Raw genomic sequence first — 20,820 nt, forward strand, 5'->3', positions numbered from 1 at the left:
GAGAAGGATCTCCATCCTTCCCTACATATTACTTCTTATAGCACTTCCGCATGTCCATTATATACAATTCCACGCGCTGCATCAACTGTTACTTCTTGACCATTTTTTAGGATAGCAGTCGCAGTTTCTACACCAACGATAACTGGAATACCGATTGATACACCAACAACCGCTGCGTGGCTTGTTAAGCCGCCTTCTTCTACAACAAGAGCTGCAGCTTTTTCAATTGCAGGAATCATATCTTTGTCAGTGCTTGTTGTAACAAGAATAGAACCTTCTGTTACATTTGCTAATGCTTCTTCAGCCGTTGTCGCTACAACAACTTTACCTTTTGCTGTTTTACGGCCAATTCCTTGTCCTTTAGCAATTTGTTCGCCAACAACATGAATTTTCATTAAGTTTGTTGTGCCAGTTTCAGCAATTGGTACACCAGCAGTAATAACCACTGTATCACCAAGACCAATCATACCTGCATCCATAGCTGTTTCAATAGCAGTTTCTAACATTTCATCTGTAGATTTTGCCTTTTCCTCTGCCATATACGCTTGTACACCCCAAGCAAGCGCAAGACGACGGCATACTTGTTCATTAGATGTTACTGCTACGATTGGAGATTTTGGACGATATTTAGAAATCATTTTCGCAGTATAGCCGCTTTCTGTAGGAGCTACGATTGCCGCTACATCAAGTGCAATTGCTGTATGTGCAACAGATTGACTAATTGCATCTGTAATTGTGCAAGATTGCTCTTTAAGACGTTTTTTGAACATGTCTTCATATTGCAATGATTTCTCAACACGAATTGCGATGTTTGCCATCATTTGTACCGCTTCAAGTGGGTATAAACCTGCTGCTGTTTCACCAGAAAGCATGATCGCATCTGTGCCATCAAAAATAGCATTTGCTACGTCACTTGCTTCCGCACGCGTTGGACGAGGGTTACGTTGCATAGAATCTAACATTTGCGTTGCAGTAATAACTGGTTTACCTAATACGTTACATTTTTTGATTAGACGCTTTTGCACTAATGGTACTTCTTCTGGTGGAATTTCTACACCCATGTCACCGCGTGCCACCATTAAACCGTCAGAAACTTCTAGGATAGAGTCGATATTATCGATACCTTCTTGATTCTCGATTTTTGGAATGATTTGAATGTGTTGCGCTCCGTGCGCTTCTAATAACTCACGAATTTCTAATACGTCAGATGCTTTACGTACGAAAGAAGCTGCGATAAAGTCAACATTTTGCTCAATACCGAAGATGATATCTTGAATGTCTTTTTCTGTAATACCAGGAAGTTTGATGCTTACGTTTGGTACGTTTACACCTTTTTTATTTTTTACAGTACCGCTATTTAATACTTTTGTGCGGATATCGCCGTTTGCTTTTGCGATTACCTCTAACTCAATAAGACCATCATCGATTAGAATACGAGAACCTGCATCTACATCATCATAAAGTCCCGCATAAGTTACAGAGAACTTTTCAGCAGTTCCTAATACTTGTTCTGTAGAAATAACAACTTCTGCACCTGTTTTTAGTTCAGCTTGTCCATCTACAAAATCATGTGTACGAATTTCTGGACCTTTTGTATCAAGTAAGATTGCTATAGTTTTACCAGTTTTCTTCGCAGCTTCACGAATGCTTTTAATACGTACTCCGTGCTCTTCATGGCTACCATGAGAGAAGTTTAAACGACAAACGTTCATACCTGCTCCGATTAATTGTTCTAATTTTTCAATGCTTTCACTAGCAGGACCAATTGTACATACGATTTTAGTTTTGCGCATAACGCACCTCCAAATATTTATGAAAACGTTACCACCAATCCGACACTACGCCAATTAGATGGATAACTCTTTTGATAATTGATACACATCTAAATCAAGTTGATGTTTTTGTGCTAACGCTTCAATAATATCATGATCAACAAGTTGATTGTTTTGAATACCTACGCAGCGGCCACCTTTTCCTTCTAATAGAAGCTCAACTGCTCTTGCACCAAGACGACTTGCTAATACACGGTCCATCGCACTTGGAGATCCTCCGCGCTGTACGTGACCTAATACTGTAACGCGTGTATCAAAGCTTGTTGCTTCTTCAATTTGTTTCCCGATTTCAATCGCGCTGCCAACACCTTCAGCCACAACGATAATACTATGTTTCTTACCGCGTTCACTACCGCGTTGTAGACGAGCAATTACATCATCCATGTCATAGTCTGCTTCCGGAATTAAAATTGTTTCTGCACCGTCTGCTAAACCAGCCCATAACGCAATATCTCCCGCATGACGACCCATTACTTCAATTACATATGTACGTTCATGAGATGTAGCTGTATCACGAATTTTATCAATTGCATCAATAACAGTGTTTAAAGCTGTATCAAAACCAATTGTAAAATCAGTTCCAGGAATATCATTATCAATTGTGCCTGGTACACCAACACATGGGAAACCATGTTCTGTTAATTTTTTTGCACCTTGGTAAGAACCATCGCCACCAATAACAACAAGTCCTTCAATACCAAATTTCTTTAATTGTTCAATTCCTTTTAATTGCCCTTCTAGTTCTTTGAACTCAGGGCATCTCGCTGTATATAATTTCGTTCCACCGCGGTGGATAATATCGCCTACAGAACCTAACTCTAATTTTTCTATATGACCAGAAATTAACCCTGCGTATCCATGATAAATACCATACACTTCTAGATCATGGTACATTGCTTTACGTACAACCGCACGAATGGCAGCGTTCATACCAGGGGAATCTCCACCACTTGTTAACACACCAATACGTTTCATTAGTACTCACCTCATAAAGATTATTTGCCTTATAATAAAATAACATGAAGAAATATAAAATGACAATGGAGAAGATGTGTCTTTTTCATAAGAAAAACGTGCATTCGCGATATGGAACGCACGCTTTTTCTATTTTACCCCAATGGAAGCGTTTGAAAACGAAACTTGCCCAATTTTCATATATTTTGTGTAACGATTTTCAACCAATTCCTCTTTCGAAACACCTTCCAATTGTTGGAGTGTTTTTTGTAAGGTACGGTTTATATATTCCGCTTGTTCTTTAACGTTACGATGTGCACCGCCGCGAGCTTCTGGAATCATTTCATCAATTACACCCAATTCTTTCAAATCAGCCGCCGTAATTTTCATCGCTTCAGCAGCTTCCTTTGCTTTTCCTGCATCTTTCCAAAGAATCGCTGCTGCACCCTCTGGAGTAATAACAGAATAAGTGGAATTTTCTAGCATATGAATGTAATCTCCTACGCCAAGACCTAACGCACCGCCGCTACCACCTTCACCAATAACAATGCAAATAACAGGTACAGTTAAACCTGCCATTTCAAATAAATTACGAGCAATGGCTTCACTTTGACCACGTTCTTCAGCTGCTTTACCAGGATAAGCCCCTTTCGTATCAATAAAACAGATGATTGGGCGGTTAAACTTCTCCGCTTGCTTCATAAGGCGCAATGCTTTGCGATAACCTTCTGGGTGAGGCATTCCGAAATTTCGGCGAATATTTTCTTTCGTATCTTTTCCGCGCTGATGGCCAATTACCGTTACAGGCATTCCATTATATTTCGCAATACCACCGACAATCGCTGCATCATCACCAAATAGGCGATCTCCATGACATTCAAAAAAATCGGTAAATAAGTGCTCAATATAATCAAGCGTTGTCGGTCTTTCGGCATGACGAGCAATTTGAACACGGTCCCATACTTTCATATTGCCGTATATTTCTTCCTCTAAATGCTCTAACTTCTCTTCTAAAATACGGATTTCTTCACTGAAGTCCATCTGGCTGTTTTTCGTATACTCTTTTAATTCACGAATCTTATTTCTTAGCTCAACAACTGGCTTTTCAAATTCTAATTCTGCCATGACGCCACTTCCTCCCCTTGATGAACTTCTAAAATCTTGCGGAGTGTATCTCTCATATCATTACGGTGCACGACTGCATCTAATTGTCCATGTTCCAATAAGAACTCTGCCGTTTGGAAGTCCTCCGGCAATTTTTCACGAACAGTCTGTTCAATTACACGACGACCTGCAAACCCAATTAATGCACCTGGTTCTGCTAAATTGTAGTCACCAAGTGAAGCAAAGCTCGCGGAAACTCCGCCCGTTGTTGGATGCGTCATAATAGAAATGAATAAACCACCTGCATTGCTATGCTTTTTCAAAGCAACACTTGTTTTCGCCATTTGCATTAAACTTAAAATACCCTCTTGCATACGAGCTCCGCCTGATGCGGTAAAAATAAGAAACGGCACTTTCATTTCATGTGCTTTTTCAACAGCACGCGCAATTTTTTCACCTACAACAGAGCCCATGCTTCCCATTCGAAACCTTGAATCCATAACCGCAACAACAACGAGCATATTCTCGATTGTTCCTTCTCCTGTCACAACCGCTTCGTTTAATCCAGTTTTTTTACGATCGCCCTCAAGTTTCTCCTCATAACCATGGAAGTGAAGCGGGTTTGCCGAAATCATTTCTTTGTCATATTCACGAAATGAATTTTCATCTAACAAACTTTCAAGACGCTCCCATACGTTCATCGGATGATGATACCCACAGTTAACACATACTTTTAAATTCTTCAGAAGTTCTTTCGTATACATGATTTTTTTGCATTTCGGACATTTTGTCATGACACCGTCCGGTACATCTCTTCTTACTTGCTCTGAAGGAATTGCAGCATATTTTTTCTTCTTTTGGAATAAATCTCGTAGCAAAGTTTGACCCTCCTTTAGGTGATAAAAGAGCTAAGGTTAACGAGTAAGAAAATGTGGCTAACACCTACTTCAATAAGTGTTAGCCTTGTTTTCTCAATTTGCCTTATAACCCATCTCTTTACGTTTAACTTTAAACGTTGTCTGGCAGAATGTTTGTCAGAACGTGTCATGGTCATTTCGACAAATTTTGTATAGAATTACAAATGAAACTGTATGTTCTCTATGATTGCCTCATAAAGCTCTATTGCTGTTTGTTCCTGCTTATTCTCTAAAGCTTTATATAGCTTTTCATGCAACTCTCTCGCGTTTAAATGAACATCGCAAGAAAGCGTCGAAGCGTAGTCATGTACAATCATCCAAACACGATACATTAAAAAATTATCTACTTGCTCTACAAGCGTTTTTAAAAAGGTTTGATGAAATTCAGCGATAGATGACTGTTCATCAGAAAAAATTTCCTTAAGTACTTTTAAGCAGCCCTCTGTCTGCATTTGGCATAGGACACGAATCGCATCCTTCTCAAGTAATTCTTTCATTTGTAACAAATCTCGCTTCGTTTTTTCATCTTGTAATACGAACGGTGCAATTAATTGCACAAGACCATTTTCATAAAAATTACGAATGAACGTCCCTTCACCGCGCCGCGTTTCAATTAAGCCGACTAATTCCAACGCTCTGAGTGCTTCACGAACAGAAGAACGACCAACTTTTAAACGTGCGCTTAGCTCTCGTTCAGATGGCAGACGATTGCCTGCTTCCAATCCGTCCTCTTTTATAATAGAACGGATTTTTTTCACTATTTCTAGGTATACTTTTGTTTGTGATGATGTCAATGGACACTCCTCGCTTATTCTTTACCGATAATCGCTAGTTTTCTTGTTTTCTCAGCTATTTCATTCGGATCGACTTGACGACGAGCAACACCTGTTTCCATTGCAGCTTTCGCTACATACGCTGCCACCTGTGGTGCTACGCGTGCATCGAATGGAGCTGGAATAATATAATCCGCATTCAATTCTTCATCTAATACAAGCTCTGCAATTGCTCGTACTGCCGCAATCTTCATTTCTTCGTTAATTTGCGTTGCATGTACGTCAAGAGCACCGCGGAAAATACCAGGGAAAGCTAGTACATTGTTTACTTGGTTCGGGAAGTCTGAACGACCTGTACCTACAACAGCTGCTCCAGCTGCTTTTGCGATTTCTGGCATAATTTCTGGATTTGGATTCGCCATTGCAAAAATAATTGCATCTTCATTCATAGAGCGAACCATTTCTTCTGTTAATGCACCTTCTGCAGATACACCGATGAAGACATCTGCACCTTGAATTACTTCTGCTAATGAACCTTCTACACGATTTTTATTTGTATATTTTGCAACTTCATTTTTCACAGGGTTCATACCAACAGGACGACCTTCAAAAATCGCACCTTTCGTATCACACATAATAATGTCACGTACACCGTAGCGATATAAAAGTTTAATAATCGCAATACCAGCTGCCCCGGCACCGTTTGCGACAACTTTAATATCAGACATTTTCTTTCCAACTAGCTTTAATGCATTCACAAGACCTGCTACTGTTACAATTGCAGTACCGTGCTGATCATCGTGGAATACAGGGATATTTGTTTCTTTCTTTAAACGCTCTTCGATAATAAAGCAGTTTGGAGCTGCAATATCTTCTAAGTTTACGCCACCAAAAGTTGGCTCCATTAATTTTACAGTTTCAACAATTTTATCTACATCATTTGTATTTAAAGCAATTGGAAATGCATCTACACCAGCAAAGCTCTTAAATAATACAGCTTTACCTTCCATAACAGGAAGTGATGCTTCCGGTCCAATATTTCCAAGACCTAATACAGCCGTTCCATCTGTTACAACTGCTACCATATTGCCCTTCATTGTATATTCGTATACCTTGCTTTTATCGTCATAAATAACTTTACATGGTTCTGCAACCCCTGGAGAATACGCAAGACTTAAATCTTTTGCATTTTCTACCTTTACTTTTGACACAGTTTCTAATTTTCCTTGATGCACTCTATGCATGTGAAGTGCTTCTTCACGAAGTGTTGACAAACGATCCACTCTCCTCATTTTTTTCTTGCTGTATAACGTTATTCATTCTCCAAGGTGGTCTGACCACGAACGCTATTACTACTATAATCGAAATGGTAGGAAATTGTCCATTATATTTTTACAACGACATTTTCTTTTCCGACTACATCATAAAGCGCTTGTAAACATTCTTCACTTGGGTGAATGGATAAGCTGCGAGATAATTGTACCATCTTATGCTCTTTTTCATAATAAATTAGTACTTTCACAAAACCTGAATAGTGAAACAATATTTTTGTTACATTGTTTAACAACCTTTTTTCATACTGCGATGGTATTTTCACGTAAATAGAAGCATCTTTCATTTTGTCGTAAGTATCCATTTGTTCTAACGGATAGACACCATTTATAATCCATTGCAGCTTATGATTTCGCTGTTCAATTGTACCTTCTATTAAAACAATTTCACCTTCTTGCAACCGCTCTGCAAAATGGATATATGTTTCAGGGAATACAACTGCTTCCATTTCACTGTTTTGATCACAAAATGTAACAAATGCCATCTTTTGTAATTTTTTTGTCCGAATGACTTTTATACTTGTCAAATACACAATTGCCCGTTGCACTGTTCTTTGACGCTTCATCGCTTGCGCAAGTGTTGGAATTTCTAATTGTTTAACAAGCGGCGCGTACTGTGCTGTTGGATAACTCGATAAGTAAAAACCTAACGCTTCTTTTTCCTTATTTAATTGCTCGATAAAAGATAACTCTGCCTCTTGTGCATATTCCGACTTTGGCACAAGCTCCTCACCAATTTCCCGTGCTAAGCTCGCGTATTCTAACGCACCTTTAATACTGTTAAATAAGGCGGAACGCGAAACATTAAAATCATCAAAACAGCCGGACCAAGTCATCGTTTCTAAATTACGCTCTGTCACAAATTTCGCTGGCATGCGCAAACAAAACTCAAATAAATCTTGAAATGGCTTGTTATTTCTTTCTTCAATTAAAGCATTTACTGTCGCCATCCCTACATTACGAATCGCAAGTAAACTATATCGAATTGCATTTCCTTCCACCTGAAACTCATAACTGCTCTTATGAAGAGACGGCGGTAAAACATGAAACCCTTTTCGCTTCGTTTCTCGAACGTACTGTACAATCTTCTCTTCATTTCCAATTGCACTTGATAATAATGCTGTCATAAACTGAAGCGGATAATTCGCTTTTAAATAAGCAAGCTGATATCCAATCATACTATAAGCAACTGCATGACTTCGGTTAAATCCATAATTGGCAAATCGAACAATTAAATCATAAATTTGCTGGGCAGTTTCTTCATCATACCCATTTTGCAAACAGCCTTCCACAAAGTGCATGCGCTCTTCGTCTAAAATATCACGGTTTTTCTTACTTACTGCGCGGCGTAATAAGTCAGCCTCACCAAGAGAAAATCCTGCTAAACGAGAGGCAATTTGCATAATTTGTTCTTGATAAACGATAACTCCGTACGTATTTTCTAAAATTGGTTTCAAATCAGGATGAAGATAATGTATCGTACGTTTCCCATGTTTTGATTCAATAAATACCGGAATTTGCTCCATTGGTCCTGGTCGATATAGCGCGTTAACCGCAACAATATCTTCAAATTCATTTGGCTTTAACGAACGCAAAACATTCCGCATTCCGCTTGATTCGAGCTGAAAAATTCCAGTCGTATCTCCTCGTCCAAGCAGTGCGAATGTTTTCGCATCTTGAAGAGGCAATTTCTTTATATCTATATTTGTCCCAGTTGTTTGCGCAACAAAGGTACGAATATTTTCAAGCAATGTTAAATTACGAAGACCAAGAAAGTCCATCTTTAACAATCCAAGTTCCTCTAATACTTCTGCAGGATATTGTGTAACATATACACCATCATGTCCATCTTGAATGGCAACGCTATTTGTAAGCGGTTCTTCACTCATAATCACCCCGGCTGCATGAATAGACGTATGACGAGGCAAGCCTTCTACCCGTTTTGCGATATCAAATATCCTTTGAAATATGAGGTTACTTTGTATATAACTTTGCAGTGCTTGCGATTCTGCATAAGCTTCTTCTAATGTAATTCCAACCCTAGATGGAATATGCTTTGAAAAAATATCAATTTCATTTGGCGGCAACCCCATTACTCTTGCAATGTCGCGAATTGCTGCTTTTGCTGCAAGTGTTCCAAATGTTACAATTTGAGCAACACGTAGCTCTCCATACTTATCTTTCACATAACAAATCATTTCATCGCGGTGAATATCTGGAAAATCAATATCAATATCAGGAAGTGTCACACGCTCTGGATTTAAAAATCTTTCAAACAATAAATCATACTGAATTGGATCGATATCAGTAATTTCTAGTACGTAAGACACGAGTGATCCAGCTGCTGAACCGCGGCCTGGTCCTGTTAAAATGCGGCGTTCATGAGCGTATGTCATAAAGTCCCATACAATAAGAAAATAATCACTAAATCCCATACGAGAAATAACGTCTAACTCGTGTGCTAGACGTGCCTTATGCACATCTGTCACTGTTTCATAGCGCTTCTTCAGCCCTTCTTCACAAATGCGGCGTAAAAAGTCATCGGATGACTCATTTGTTGATACTGGAAACTTCGGCAATTGATTTGTATGAAACGCAATCTCTACATGACAACGCTCTGCAATGAATGCAGTATTTTGAATAGCCTCTGGAACGGCAGAGAATAACGCTTCCATTTCAGAAGCTGATTTCATATAATATTGATCGGTCTGCAAACGCGGCCTTTCCGAATCGGTCATTTTCGTTCCACTATGAACAGATAATAAACACTCCTGCACAATTGCATCGCCTTGTTTGACATAACGAATATCATTCGTCGCAACAAGCGGAATTCCAAGCTGCTTTGCGAACGTTAGAAGTTCTTCCTGCAGTAATAATTCTTCTTGAATAGCATGGTGCTGCAAGCTTATGTAAAAGCTTGCAAATATATTTTTATACATATTCGCTACTTCTTCAGCAACCTCATGTTTGCCTTGCAATATAAGTTGTTCAATTTCACCGTCTTTCCCTGGTGAAATCGCAATTAATCCGTCTGCATAGTGCGCAAGCCATTTCTTCGGAATACCGTCTTTTGACTTTGTCATAATGCTGCTAGAGATTTTAAGCAAATTCTGATACCCAGTTTCGTTTTTAGCCAACAAAACAAGTGGATAAGATTGCTCTTCTTCTTCATTCCATATCGAAGCTGTTAAACCGATAATAGGCTGAATGCCCGCTTTTTTACATGCTTTATAAAACGGAACAACGCCATACATCACATTTTCATCTGTAATCGCTAATGTTGTAAAACCAAGTTCTTTCGCTTGATGAACAAGCTCGTCTATTTTACATGCACTTTTCAATAAACTATAAACGGTTTGACATTGTAAATGCACAAACTTCACTTTTATGCCCTCTCTTTATCTATTTGACTACTTCCTATTATACGTGAAATCAAAACATACTTCCCCTTCTTTGTCCATATACATGAAAAAGAAAGGAGAATGACGATGGAAGTGAATCAAAGCTTTTTCTCTCTTCTTATCACAAGTTACTTTATTGCCTTCGGTGTTATCATTGGGGGCTCGTTAATTGGCGGTATCGGTGCTTTTTTAGTAGGGAAACCAACGCTCACAATGATTAACCATTTTGCAATAAATTTACGAATTTGGGCACTCGTCGCTGCCATCGGCGGGACTTTCGATACATTTTATAGCTTTGAACGCAGCTTTTTTGAAGGAGATACAAAAGATATTGTAAAACAAATTCTGCTTATTTTCTTTGCCACGGGCGGCATGCAAACAGGACTCACGATTATTAAATGGATTACACAGGAGCACGTATGAGAGTCCCGACTTTCCTCCCAAATAGATGGAAGCTTTTTTTAGGCGGTGCTGCTGTTGGCGGGATTTTAAGCTGGATTATTTTTTTGTACATATATGGCGTGTTTCAAGAAGAGCAAACAAAAACACTCGAAAAACAACAAGCCATAATAAAAAAACTAACAAATGATTTACATGTACTTATTGAAGACCAAAATAAAGAAAATGAAAAAAATAAAAAAGTGTTAACGATTCAAGAAATTGAAGTTGAGATTGTCAATCATGACAAATATAATTTAGACTCTCTAACAGTGGAAACATTAAAAACCTCGATTCGCGATGATCTCCGTCACTTACTTACACAAAATATTCAAAGCGTCGCAAACAATAAGGAACTACTGAAAAAGGTCATTGAAAATAAGGTATATAAATATTACGACCGTGTCTATCGATTTGAAATTGAAACGGTCTCGTTTGACACTACACTTGAAATTAGCGTAAATATAAAACAAGAAAGGTAGAGCACGCCCTACCTTTCTTCTTATTTACACAATTCGCGTAAGTCCGCAAAAATACGGTCCGCTTCTTCCCAAGAAAAAGCTTTTGCACCGGAAGCCATCGGATGCCCTCCGCCGTTATATTGCATTGCTAATTTATTAATTACCGGTCCTTTTGAACGAAGTCGAACTCGAATTACATCTTCTTCCTCTAAAAATAGAACCCACGCTTTTAAGCCTTCAATATTTCCAAGTGCTCCAACAACCCCTGATGCTTGAGACGGAAGTACATCAAATTGCTCTAATACTTCTTTTGTCAGCTTAATATAAGCTGCTCCTTCTTCTGTCATTGTGAAATTTTGCAAAATGTAACCATTTAAATGTGCAATGCGCTCATTTGTTTTATACATTTCATCATATAATGCAGGGAATTCAACTCCCATGCCCACAAGCTCAGACGCATAACGAAGTGTTTTTGCAGATGTGCTCGGGAACAAGAAACGTCCTGTATCACCAACGATACCAGCTAAAATAAGACGCGCTGCTTCTTTTGGTAACATTAATCCTTTGTCTTTACCGTATAAATAAAATTCATAAATAAGCTCGCTTGTAGAACTAGAAGTTGTATCTACCCAAACAATATCTCCGTACGGGTCTTCATTTGGATGATGATCAATTTTAATTAATTGCTTTCCTTTTGTATAACGCTGATCACAAACACGCTCTTGATTTGCTGTGTCACAAACGATAACAAGTGCCTCTTCATATACAGTATCATCAATTTCATCCATTACGCGTAAATATGCTAAAGATGGTTCATTGTACCCTACCATATAAATCTTTTTCTCTGGGAACGATTCTTGCAGCATTGTACCAAGTCCGCACTGAGAACCTAATGCATCTGGATCTGGACGCACATGACGGTGAATAATTATCGTATCAAATTGCTTAATTGCTGCTAAAATTTGCTCATGCATATGTAAAACTCTCCTTTTCCACCAATTTATACCCATTATAACGCATAACACTTCATACAGGACGATAATTGATTTACAATAAAATAAATAACATACAAATAGATGGGGGATTGGGGTCATGCCAGTATTAGTCTTTTGTATTATCGTTACATTTATGTTGTATCTTTTCTACAAAACGAAATATTTTCGTACAAACCGTTCCATGGAGAAAGGATGGCTTGCTGGAAAATCAGCGATTGCACTTGGATTATTTGTTGCATTATTTGGCCTGAATCAATTTTTCTTGGATCTTTCAACGGCTCGTATAATCGTTGGCACTTTATTTGTAATTGTTGGCGGAGTTAGCACCTACAATGGAATTCGCCAATATAAACATTTCTTACCGCTTGCGATTGAGGAAGCAGAACAGTTACAAAAATAATCTTGAGGTGAAATAAAATGAACACCTTTCTAAAAGATTTTTTTAACCGCATTCAATATAAAAAGCAAGATGTAACATTTGAAGATATTCGTGTATTACAATCTCAATTTGCTAAACATGTGCCATTTGAAAATATTAGTATTATACAAAATGAAAATATTGATATTACCTTTGAAAACTTAAAAAGAAAGATTATAGACAACCAGCGCGGCGGCGTTTGCTATGAGCTGAATCCGTTATTTTACTACGCTTTAAAAGAACTAGGATTTCAAGTCCATATGATATCTGGCACTGTATTTAATGATGGAGAAATTCGGCTAATTGAAACGCACTTTGCAACGATTCTACATCATAATAATCGGCCATACCTAATTGATGTTGGTTTCGGTTCACACCATGCCCTGCAACCTCTTCCGTTTACAGGGGAACTAGTACCTTCTTCAACAGGTGAATACCGCATTCAAAAGAAAAAAACAGATTTAGGAGAATACGCATTTGAAAAATATCGAAATGGCACTCTAGAAATTGGCTATGACTTCTCCACATCGCCAATTGATAAAACAGCTTTACAGAACGCACAACAAATTATTACCTACCATGAACAATCACCATTTAATAAATCGCCACTTCTTGCAAAACTAACAGATGATGGCCACGTTACGCTGACAGACAAAACCTGTACCATAACGAAAGGGAAGCATAAATCTAAACAAACAATTGATATGCAAACTTTTCAAGCACTTGCGTTGAGTGAATTTGGCATTGCGGTTAAATAGGAGTCATTTCTTTATCCCGCATTAACGGGCAGTATAACTCCCACCCCAAGGTTCTGAAAAAACAAAGAAAATAGGTGGGAGATAACTGCCCGTAAGAGCCCGATTGGTTCAACTATCCATCAGTGGGGGATAAAGTGAACCCCCCACTGATGGAAGTTTCACTTTATCCAATAACTGTAATTTTTCTATAAGATTCATTGAAAATATAAAAAAGCGGTCATCCTTTCATGGAAGGATGACCGTTTTCAATTTTAAAATTGAAAGTAAGTTAATTCATAGTAAAAATGGTACTAAAAAAATATAAGTGATAGAATACAATTGAATTGATTAAAAAGGAAAGAAAGTGAAAGCAGTGAGAATAGGATTTTTAGACTCTGGTATCGGTGGAATTACTGTACTCCATCAATCATTAAAGTTCTTACCAAATGAAGATTATATTTTTTATGCCGATACTTTACATGTTCCATATGGCGAAAAACCAAAGGAAGAGGTAAAACAATATATTTTTGATGCTGTTGACTTTATTGCGAATCAAGATGTCAAAGCATTAGTCATTGCTTGTAATACAGCAACGAGTATTGCTGTGGAAGACTTACGTAAAAAGTACGATTTTCCGATTTTAGGGATTGAGCCAGCTGTAAAACCAGCTGTTCAAAATAGTGAAGAAAAGCGAAAAAAGGTTTTAGTGTTAGCAACTAAACTAACTCTTAAAGAGGAAAAATTTCAAAATTTAGTAAAAAGTATAGATAATCATGATATTGTTGAAAGTCTACCTCTTCCTGGTCTTGTGCAATTTGCTGAGGAATTCGAATTTAGTGAAGATAAAGTTTTACCCTACTTAAGACAGCAATTATCTATATTTGATTTAAAACAATTTGGAACAATCGTTCTCGGTTGTACTCATTTTCCATATTTTAAATCCAGTCTACAGAAACTTTTGGACGAAGATGTAGACATTATCGACGGAAGTGTTGGAACTGCTAAAAATTTAAAGAGAATTCTCGAAGAAAATGACCAAATGAACAATGGAACAGGAAATATTTCATTTTTTAAATCTGGTGATAAAGTTGAAGATGAAACTACTTTATCTAATTATAAAAAATTATTAACACTGTTAGATAAGGAAAACTCACTCACAAAATAATTCCACATGAGCGGTAAATCAAGAAGCGCAGATAGCTATGTTTCTGAAACTTGTTCTGCAATTTTCAAAAACACGGCTATCTCGTTCCTTCTATCAGTTTCGGCAAGTGCCTCTAGACAATTTAACTCCTTTTCTGAAATAGCGACACTTTCCTCTATATAAAATTTACTTTCTATTTACGATCGAAGTTCCTCCAAACGAAAATTTTATATTTCTACAGTTATTTATGAAAATTCAGCTCATTTTTTCGTTTTTTAAAACGGCTAATTTCTTAACTTCATAGCGATGGAGCATGATCTACATTTCGCAGAAAGGCACATACTCAGTTAACTTTCTTCATTAATAACATCTCATTGGTTAAAACCGTGTATCCCAACATCCACAAAATGGATCTACCGGACTCTTTCCTTTAAATTCGGATTCCCCCGTTAACTTCTTATAAAGATAATCAATAATGTCTTCGTTTGCGTGATAGCAGTTAATCATGACAGGAACTCTCGGAATATCAAATAAATGATACGGATTAGCTAAAGAAATGAAAATAGTAGGCACTTCCTGAATAAACCATGGTAAATCGCCCGCAAGCTTTGGCGACCACTGCAGCCGCAAAGTAGGCTTTACGCTAGCGGTAGGAAGGTTCGCTAAATAAATAACAAGGTCAAATTGTTCTTTTATTGTGTACGTAGGAGCTGTAAATGACGCTCCAAAATTTTGATTTGGATCAAAGAGAACCACCTCAAACCCATTTGTTCGCAGCTTATCTGCAAATCTTTCAGTGTAGGATTTTGAGTAGAAGCCTTCTGCTTTTAACTGAGAATTTATGTTTTCTATAGGAATTAACAAAACTCTCCGATATTGATCAGCGGATATAGGCAGTAATTGTTTTGTATCTTTTACCAGGGTAATAGATTCATCTGCTGCAATGGATGCCCACTTCTTATGTTCTTGACAGCCGAGTACCTTAAGCTCCTCTTCTCTCGGAATTAATGTAACGGCTTCTTTTTTATGGAGACCAAGAGATGCTTTTAAGGCCAACACTCTCGTGGCTGCTTCCTCTACTCTTTCCATCGTCAGCAGTCCGTTTTCAAGACCCTTCATCATAAATTCAAAGTCCTCTTGTACATCTCGGTTAAAGAGCAGCACATCACAGCCCGCTTCGATTGTTAAAGGAACTGCCTCTTCTCTATTTTTTGCCATTGCGAACCCAGCCATCATTGTAGAGTCAGAGACAATGACACCATTAAATTGCAGTTGTTCTCTTAGTAAATCCTGTAACAATTCTTTTGATAGAGTAGCCGGCATGATTTCTTCTTCCTTAATATCAGGACGAAGCTTTCTGGAATAATGAGGAAGCATAATATGTCCAGGCATAATCGTTTTTGTACCTGCCTCAATTAATTCCTTAAAAATAATACCATAGGTTCGATCCCACTCCTCTACAGAGAGAGAGTTAACAGAAGTCACTAGATGGTGATCTCTTTCATCCACACCGTCTCCTGGAAAATGTTTAATGGATGCCGCTAGTCCGTTTTCTTGCAAGGCTTGTACATACTCTTTGCTCATTTTTATAATTGTGGATACATCTGATCCAAAGGTACGAATGTTGGTAATAGGATTTCGAAAGTTTATATCAATATCTACTACAGGTGCAAAAGACCAGTTACAGCCGACAGCCCTGCCCTCTTTAGCTGCAATCTCCCCTAACTTGTATGCTATTTCTGTGTTTCCTGTTGCTGCTGTCTGCATGGGATTAGCAACTGCTGTCCCGTCCAATGCAATGCCATTTCCTCCGGCTTCTAGGTTTGCCGCAAGAAGTAGAGGAATAGCGGATTGCTCTTGTAAAAAACGATGAACCTCTTGCATTGCCTTTCCTTTGTCTGGCCTAAACATAAACCCACCAGGTTTAAATGTCTCGATCATTTCTTTCAATTTCTTTTCATCCTTCTCCATACCGTGCAGGCAGAAAAGTTGTCCGACTTTTTCTTCAGTCGTCATAGAGGATAAGGTTTCGTTCACCCATGCAATATCTTGATCTGTTAGATAGAAAGGATTTTCTCTTAAATTCATCATGTTTACTCCCCCTGATTTGTATGTTTTTTCATACATGCCCGAATCATCAGCTCTTATTGCGCATTCTTAAATTCAGTCGTATGGCTCTTTCGTCTAATTTTTATTTCAGATAGGATTTTTTCATAGAACCCTTCTGTTAACTGATATTTCATAAGCGGTATAACAGAGATAAGCAGCAAAATCCCTGGAATAAGCGTAAAAAACAACTGCATCCAAACCATCGTTGTACCTGCTTGAGTTTGATTCGGGATATAACCAATACCAGAAAGCGCATAAGCTCCTATTCCCCCGCCAATCGCTCCTGCGAATTTAGAGCGGAAAGTGTTAGTAGAAAATACCGTTCCCTCTGCCCGTTTTCCAGTTTTCCATTCCCCGTATTCCACACAATCAGCAATCATAGCACTCATTGTAATCGTCGCTATACCAAAAAATAAGCCACCTAGAATATTTAATGTAAAAAACGGAATCATATTTTTGCCTACAAAGAATAAAGCAATATGCTCTACACCGTAACCAATAATTCCAATAATAGTAGTTTTCTTTTTCCCTAAACGCTTCGAAATCGTAGGTGCTAACAGGCCTCCTATTAATACTGGCACTATGCTCACCAAAGAAAACACAGGGAAAAGATTTTCTGCATGTAAATAATATTTAAAATAGTAGATACCGAAAGCACCGCGGAATTTTGTTACGATGTCTTCCATTAACATTGTCAACAACAGCAACAAAAGCGGCTGATTCGATTTGATTACACGAAAGGCATCTTTGAACGTAAACTTTTCGTTTCGTGCTACTATTACTTGTTCTTTTACATTGAAAAACGTAATCCAGAAGAAGCCGATACATAATACAGCATAGATCGAGCTGACAAGGACCCAACTGTTTAACGCTTTAACAAGCGGTAAGGTAAAGACACTTACAAATAATGCAGCGATAATTGCCATTACACGAGGCACCATCACCACTTTTGTTCTTTCCTTTGGATCGTCTGTGATAGCGGATGTCATAGACCAATATGGAACATCTACCAGACCGAAGCTCATTCCCCACATGATATAGGTTACAGAAGCGTAAATGATCTTAGCGGCAGGACTGATATTAGGCTGCAAAAAGCAAAGAACTGTAAAACCGGCCATAATAACGGGGGGAAGCAAAAGATACGGCCTAAACTTTCCCCATCTAGATTTTGTATTATCTACCACAATGCCTATAAAAGGATCCAATAAAGCATCCCACAATCGGGCTACAAGAAATAATGTTCCTACAGTTGCTGCTGATATCCCAAAGTAATCGGTATAAAATAACATTAAATAACTAACAGTCAAAATATAAACTAAATTCTGCCCAAGACTCCCTAGTCCGTAAGATAGAACCGTTTTTGACGAAACCTTCATTGTATGTCTCCCCCTAATTGTTTGTTATTTATGTTTCTATACAACCTTTTCTGTGCTTATTAGTTTGTTCTATCTTCCTCCTTAAAGTCATTGGTCTACAAACAGCGAGAAACAATCTGTTGGCTTAGGTATACCTTCCTTTCTTAGTTGTATACAAGAAGAATACCAATGGAATGTAAATGAAATATTAATCATTTTTAAAGTTCATGTAACTTTCTCATTTATTTATTGTGAACCTGTACTTACGATTTTTAATTGCGGTTGAAACTTGCTTACTGTAAGATAATTTTGTAAATGATAAATGAAAGGAATTAAAAGTTCATGTCATCTAAATCTTTAATAGACATTGCCTATACAAAAATACGCCAAAAGATTATTCTTGGCGATTTCATGCCTGGAACACTATTATCAGAAAACGAACTTGCAAACGAACTAAACATGAGTCGAACACCGATTCGAACTGCCATTTCCCATTTGGAATCGGAGGGTTTTGTGGTTTCATTAAAAAATCGGGGCGTTTTAGTGAAAGAGATTTCGGTTAAAGAAATATTGGATATGATGGAAGTAATGGCCTCTTTTACAATACATGTACTAGATTCTATGATTGAACGCGGTTGTATTTTAAATATCTCGGAATTAGAAAAATGTCTCAAAAATCAGATTGAAGCTAGCCAGCAAGATGATTATCCTGAATACGTCAAATACTCCCATTTGTTTTCACGCAGCATTATGTCTGCCTTAAATAATCAAGCTATGCTGCAAATTATGGATTCATATCAAGATAAAATCATCATGATTGCTACCGTAAACTGGAAGCTTACTCCTCATCAGCCTCATTATTCCGCTAACCGCATTAATGAATCTCTTTATCAAGCTGTGGCATCCAGAGACTATGAAGGTGCAAAGCAAATAGTAAAAGAGACTCTTCTCAACAATCGTAATCGTTTAGTAATGGAAGGAAGAATGTAAATTTTGAATTTCACTTATTTATCTATTACTTAGGGACGTCAGATCATAAATCTTTCGTCCCTTTCTCTTTTTCCTTTCTGATAATATGGGACGCTTTTTTTATTAATTTCTTCCTATCTTTCATATAAAGTTCTAGATTAGCTGTAGGAATGTATAACTCCCGTATATCCTTTTCGTGTACAAAATACCTGTTTTTGAACTATAAGGAAACCCCAAAATATTATTTCAATGCATCTAAAATTTGAAAGTTACAAGAACTTTAAAAAGCCTTAATATTTTTTTTACAATTAGGTAGTATTCTACTTGTATACAACTTGCTGTGAAAAAGAGAAAGTTATCATCCAACTCTCCAACGAGCAAGTGTTCTTAATTACAAATAGAAGAGGTGTTTATTTTAATGGAAATCACAACAGCAAATCGTTATGCGACATATCCTGCAAACCGAGTAGTCCCCTTTATTGGAGCTAATAACTTTCGTGACATGGGCGGCTATAAAACATCGGATGGCCGTACAGTAAAGTTTGGACTTTTTTTCCGTTCAGACGAACTAACAGGTTTGACAGATGAAGATATGAATTTCTTACAAACATTAAACATTAAATACATTTTTGATTATCGCGATGAGCTGGAAGCACAAAAGAAGCCCGATCCGATACTTTCAAATGTGGCATACGAACGTATCCCGGCATCAGAGCAAAATAATCAATTCGGCACGATCAAAGAAATGGCTAGAAGTAATTTCTTCAAAAATCTTAACTTAGATATTATGTCGGAGGTGTATTCCAAACTTCCGCTAAACAATCCATCTTACAAACGATTGATGGAAATTATCCAAGATCCAAATAATTTGGGATTATTACATCATTGTGCCGCTGGAAAGGATCGTACGGGCGTTGGTGCTGCTCTTATTTTATCTGTGCTTGGAGTTCCAAAAGAAACTGTTATGGAAGATTATTTATTGACAAATGAAACGATGAAAGAGTTTAACGAAAAGGTATTGAAGGAAATTTCAGCGCATTTGGATGACAGAGGTCTTCAAATTATGGAACAGCTGCTTGGAGTAAAAGAGGAGTTTTTAGAAGGTGTTTTCCAATCTATTACGAATACGTATGGAAACCTTGATACGTACTTTGCTCATGAGTTTGGTTTAACAAAGGAAAAACGACAGGCGTTACAAAGCTTTTGTCTTGAGTAGGACAAGATACATCTAGATGAAATCATATTCCCCATTGCATGTATATTGAAAAGGAACAAGGATAATTCCGTTTTTTAGTTTAGAGATCTGTGTAGGGATTCCAACCAACCTAACGAAATTAAATTCCTACATACTATACAAAAAAGCCGGCTCATCAATAGTGAGACCGGCCTTTTCTGATTTTTTATTATTGCTACAGTGCAGTCACTGTTTTAGGACTTGTCTTAAAATAAAGACACTTACTAACGATGGCGCAGTTTATATATAAGACTCGCAACAATAGCCGACGGTAAATTAAATAAGTTTCCTTGCAGATTGAAATGCGCTTGTTCTTCTTCAAATGACATCTTTTCGTATAACTCATTTTGCGCGAGACCTGTCTTCTTCATTCTTTCTTTTAAACCGGATATATAAGAGTATTGAATTGGAATCATGATTAGAAAGTAAAGGATAGCAATGCTTCCAAAAAAGATATTAGCAAATAACACATATATCAATCCCTTTATTTTCCATTATAACATACCGGATGAAAAATTAAGTCATACAAAAAAGCTGCCCTTTCGGGGCTGTTGACAAAAGGGGGGAGCGCTTTGCGCTCCCCCCTTTTTTATGTTTTTCTTTTTGTTTTTCTCTATTTTACACCTATTCGTATTACTCAATGCCTTC

Annotated in this window: 18 protein-coding genes; 7 read left to right on the forward strand and 11 right to left on the reverse strand. The window is 37.6% G+C overall.

Annotated features, from left to right (window positions below):
• Positions 1 to 35: 35 nt before the first annotated feature.
• The 7 genes from pyk to dnaE form a co-directional block, all read right to left on the reverse strand.
• Positions 36 to 1,793, reverse strand: coding sequence for a pyruvate kinase (pyk, locus tag ACFQZ1_RS05145; RefSeq protein ID WP_377881022.1), 1,758 nt, complete (start codon positions 1,791 to 1,793; stop codon positions 36 to 38).
• Positions 1,794 to 1,847: 54 nt separating this feature from the next.
• Entirely contained in the window at positions 1,848 to 2,807 is a 960-nt protein-coding gene (gene pfkA, locus ACFQZ1_RS05150; RefSeq protein ID WP_377881023.1) for a 6-phosphofructokinase, read from the reverse strand.
• Positions 2,808 to 2,936: 129 nt separating this feature from the next.
• Positions 2,937 to 3,911: an acetyl-CoA carboxylase carboxyl transferase subunit alpha gene (gene accA, locus ACFQZ1_RS05155; RefSeq protein WP_377881024.1), complete on the reverse strand. Its 975-nt coding sequence runs from the start codon at positions 3,909 to 3,911 to the stop codon at positions 2,937 to 2,939.
• Positions 3,899 to 4,768, reverse strand: a complete 870-nt coding sequence (gene accD, locus ACFQZ1_RS05160; RefSeq protein ID WP_377881025.1) for an acetyl-CoA carboxylase, carboxyltransferase subunit beta — start codon at positions 4,766 to 4,768, stop codon at positions 3,899 to 3,901. The genes accA and accD overlap by 13 nt, the downstream gene beginning before the upstream one ends.
• A gap of 197 nt (positions 4,769 to 4,965) precedes the next feature.
• Entirely contained in the window at positions 4,966 to 5,601 is a 636-nt protein-coding gene (locus ACFQZ1_RS05165; protein ID WP_377881026.1) for a FadR/GntR family transcriptional regulator, read from the reverse strand.
• A 14-nt stretch (positions 5,602 to 5,615) separates the two neighbouring features.
• Positions 5,616 to 6,872 carry an NADP-dependent malic enzyme gene (ystJ, locus tag ACFQZ1_RS05170; RefSeq protein ID WP_377881027.1) on the reverse strand — a complete coding sequence of 419 codons (1,257 nt, stop codon included), beginning with the start codon at positions 6,870 to 6,872 and terminating at the stop codon, positions 5,616 to 5,618.
• Between the two features lie 92 nt (positions 6,873 to 6,964).
• Positions 6,965 to 10,294, reverse strand: a complete 3,330-nt coding sequence (dnaE, locus tag ACFQZ1_RS05175) for a DNA polymerase III subunit alpha (protein ID WP_377881028.1) — start codon at positions 10,292 to 10,294, stop codon at positions 6,965 to 6,967.
• A 99-nt stretch (positions 10,295 to 10,393) separates the two neighbouring features.
• Between dnaE and ytrH the strand changes: the two genes are divergently transcribed.
• Together ytrH and ytrI are read left to right on the forward strand one after the other, a co-directional pair.
• The gene (ytrH, locus tag ACFQZ1_RS05180; RefSeq protein ID WP_377881029.1) at positions 10,394 to 10,735 is read left to right on the forward strand and encodes a sporulation membrane protein YtrH; all 342 of its coding nucleotides are present in this window, start codon (positions 10,394 to 10,396) and stop codon (positions 10,733 to 10,735) included.
• Positions 10,732 to 11,232, forward strand: a complete 501-nt coding sequence (ytrI, locus tag ACFQZ1_RS05185) for a sporulation membrane protein YtrI (protein WP_377881030.1) — start codon at positions 10,732 to 10,734, stop codon at positions 11,230 to 11,232. The genes ytrH and ytrI overlap by 4 nt, the downstream gene beginning before the upstream one ends.
• A gap of 20 nt (positions 11,233 to 11,252) precedes the next feature.
• Here ytrI and ACFQZ1_RS05190 read toward each other — a convergent pair whose 3' ends face one another.
• The gene (locus tag ACFQZ1_RS05190) at positions 11,253 to 12,185 is read right to left on the reverse strand and encodes a DHH family phosphoesterase (RefSeq protein WP_377881031.1); all 933 of its coding nucleotides are present in this window, start codon (positions 12,183 to 12,185) and stop codon (positions 11,253 to 11,255) included.
• 118 nt (positions 12,186 to 12,303) lie between these two features.
• On the opposite strand from ACFQZ1_RS05190, the gene ACFQZ1_RS05195 reads away from it, so the two are divergent.
• From ACFQZ1_RS05195 to murI, 3 genes are all read left to right on the forward strand, one after another.
• Positions 12,304 to 12,606, forward strand: a complete 303-nt coding sequence (locus ACFQZ1_RS05195; protein ID WP_377881032.1) for a YtpI family protein — start codon at positions 12,304 to 12,306, stop codon at positions 12,604 to 12,606.
• A gap of 17 nt (positions 12,607 to 12,623) precedes the next feature.
• The gene (locus ACFQZ1_RS05200) at positions 12,624 to 13,382 is read left to right on the forward strand and encodes an arylamine N-acetyltransferase family protein (RefSeq protein WP_377881033.1); all 759 of its coding nucleotides are present in this window, start codon (positions 12,624 to 12,626) and stop codon (positions 13,380 to 13,382) included.
• 352 nt (positions 13,383 to 13,734) lie between these two features.
• The gene (murI, locus tag ACFQZ1_RS05205) at positions 13,735 to 14,526 is read left to right on the forward strand and encodes a glutamate racemase (RefSeq protein ID WP_377881052.1); all 792 of its coding nucleotides are present in this window, start codon (positions 13,735 to 13,737) and stop codon (positions 14,524 to 14,526) included.
• Between the two features lie 357 nt (positions 14,527 to 14,883).
• On the opposite strand, the gene ACFQZ1_RS05210 is transcribed toward murI, so the two are convergent.
• Entirely contained in the window at positions 14,884 to 16,596 is a 1,713-nt protein-coding gene (locus ACFQZ1_RS05210) for a glycoside hydrolase family 3 protein (RefSeq protein WP_377881034.1), read from the reverse strand.
• A 53-nt stretch (positions 16,597 to 16,649) separates the two neighbouring features.
• Positions 16,650 to 17,990 carry an MFS transporter gene (locus ACFQZ1_RS05215; RefSeq protein WP_377881035.1) on the reverse strand — a complete coding sequence of 447 codons (1,341 nt, stop codon included), beginning with the start codon at positions 17,988 to 17,990 and terminating at the stop codon, positions 16,650 to 16,652.
• 321 nt (positions 17,991 to 18,311) lie between these two features.
• Between ACFQZ1_RS05215 and ACFQZ1_RS05220 the strand changes: the two genes are divergently transcribed.
• Positions 18,312 to 18,959 carry a GntR family transcriptional regulator gene (locus ACFQZ1_RS05220; protein WP_377881036.1) on the forward strand — a complete coding sequence of 216 codons (648 nt, stop codon included), beginning with the start codon at positions 18,312 to 18,314 and terminating at the stop codon, positions 18,957 to 18,959.
• Positions 18,960 to 19,356: 397 nt separating this feature from the next.
• Positions 19,357 to 20,154: a tyrosine-protein phosphatase gene (locus ACFQZ1_RS05225; protein WP_377881037.1), complete on the forward strand. Its 798-nt coding sequence runs from the start codon at positions 19,357 to 19,359 to the stop codon at positions 20,152 to 20,154.
• 242 nt (positions 20,155 to 20,396) lie between these two features.
• On the opposite strand, the gene ACFQZ1_RS05230 is transcribed toward ACFQZ1_RS05225, so the two are convergent.
• Positions 20,397 to 20,588 carry a DUF3949 domain-containing protein gene (locus tag ACFQZ1_RS05230; RefSeq protein ID WP_377881054.1) on the reverse strand — a complete coding sequence of 64 codons (192 nt, stop codon included), beginning with the start codon at positions 20,586 to 20,588 and terminating at the stop codon, positions 20,397 to 20,399.
• Positions 20,589 to 20,820: the final 232 nt, after the last annotated feature.

Origin of the sequence: Bacillus sp. CGMCC 1.60114, assembly GCF_042676365.1 — a bacterium.
Classification (GTDB): Bacteria; Bacillota; Bacilli; order Bacillales; family Bacillaceae_G; genus Bacillus_A; species Bacillus_A rhizoplanae_A.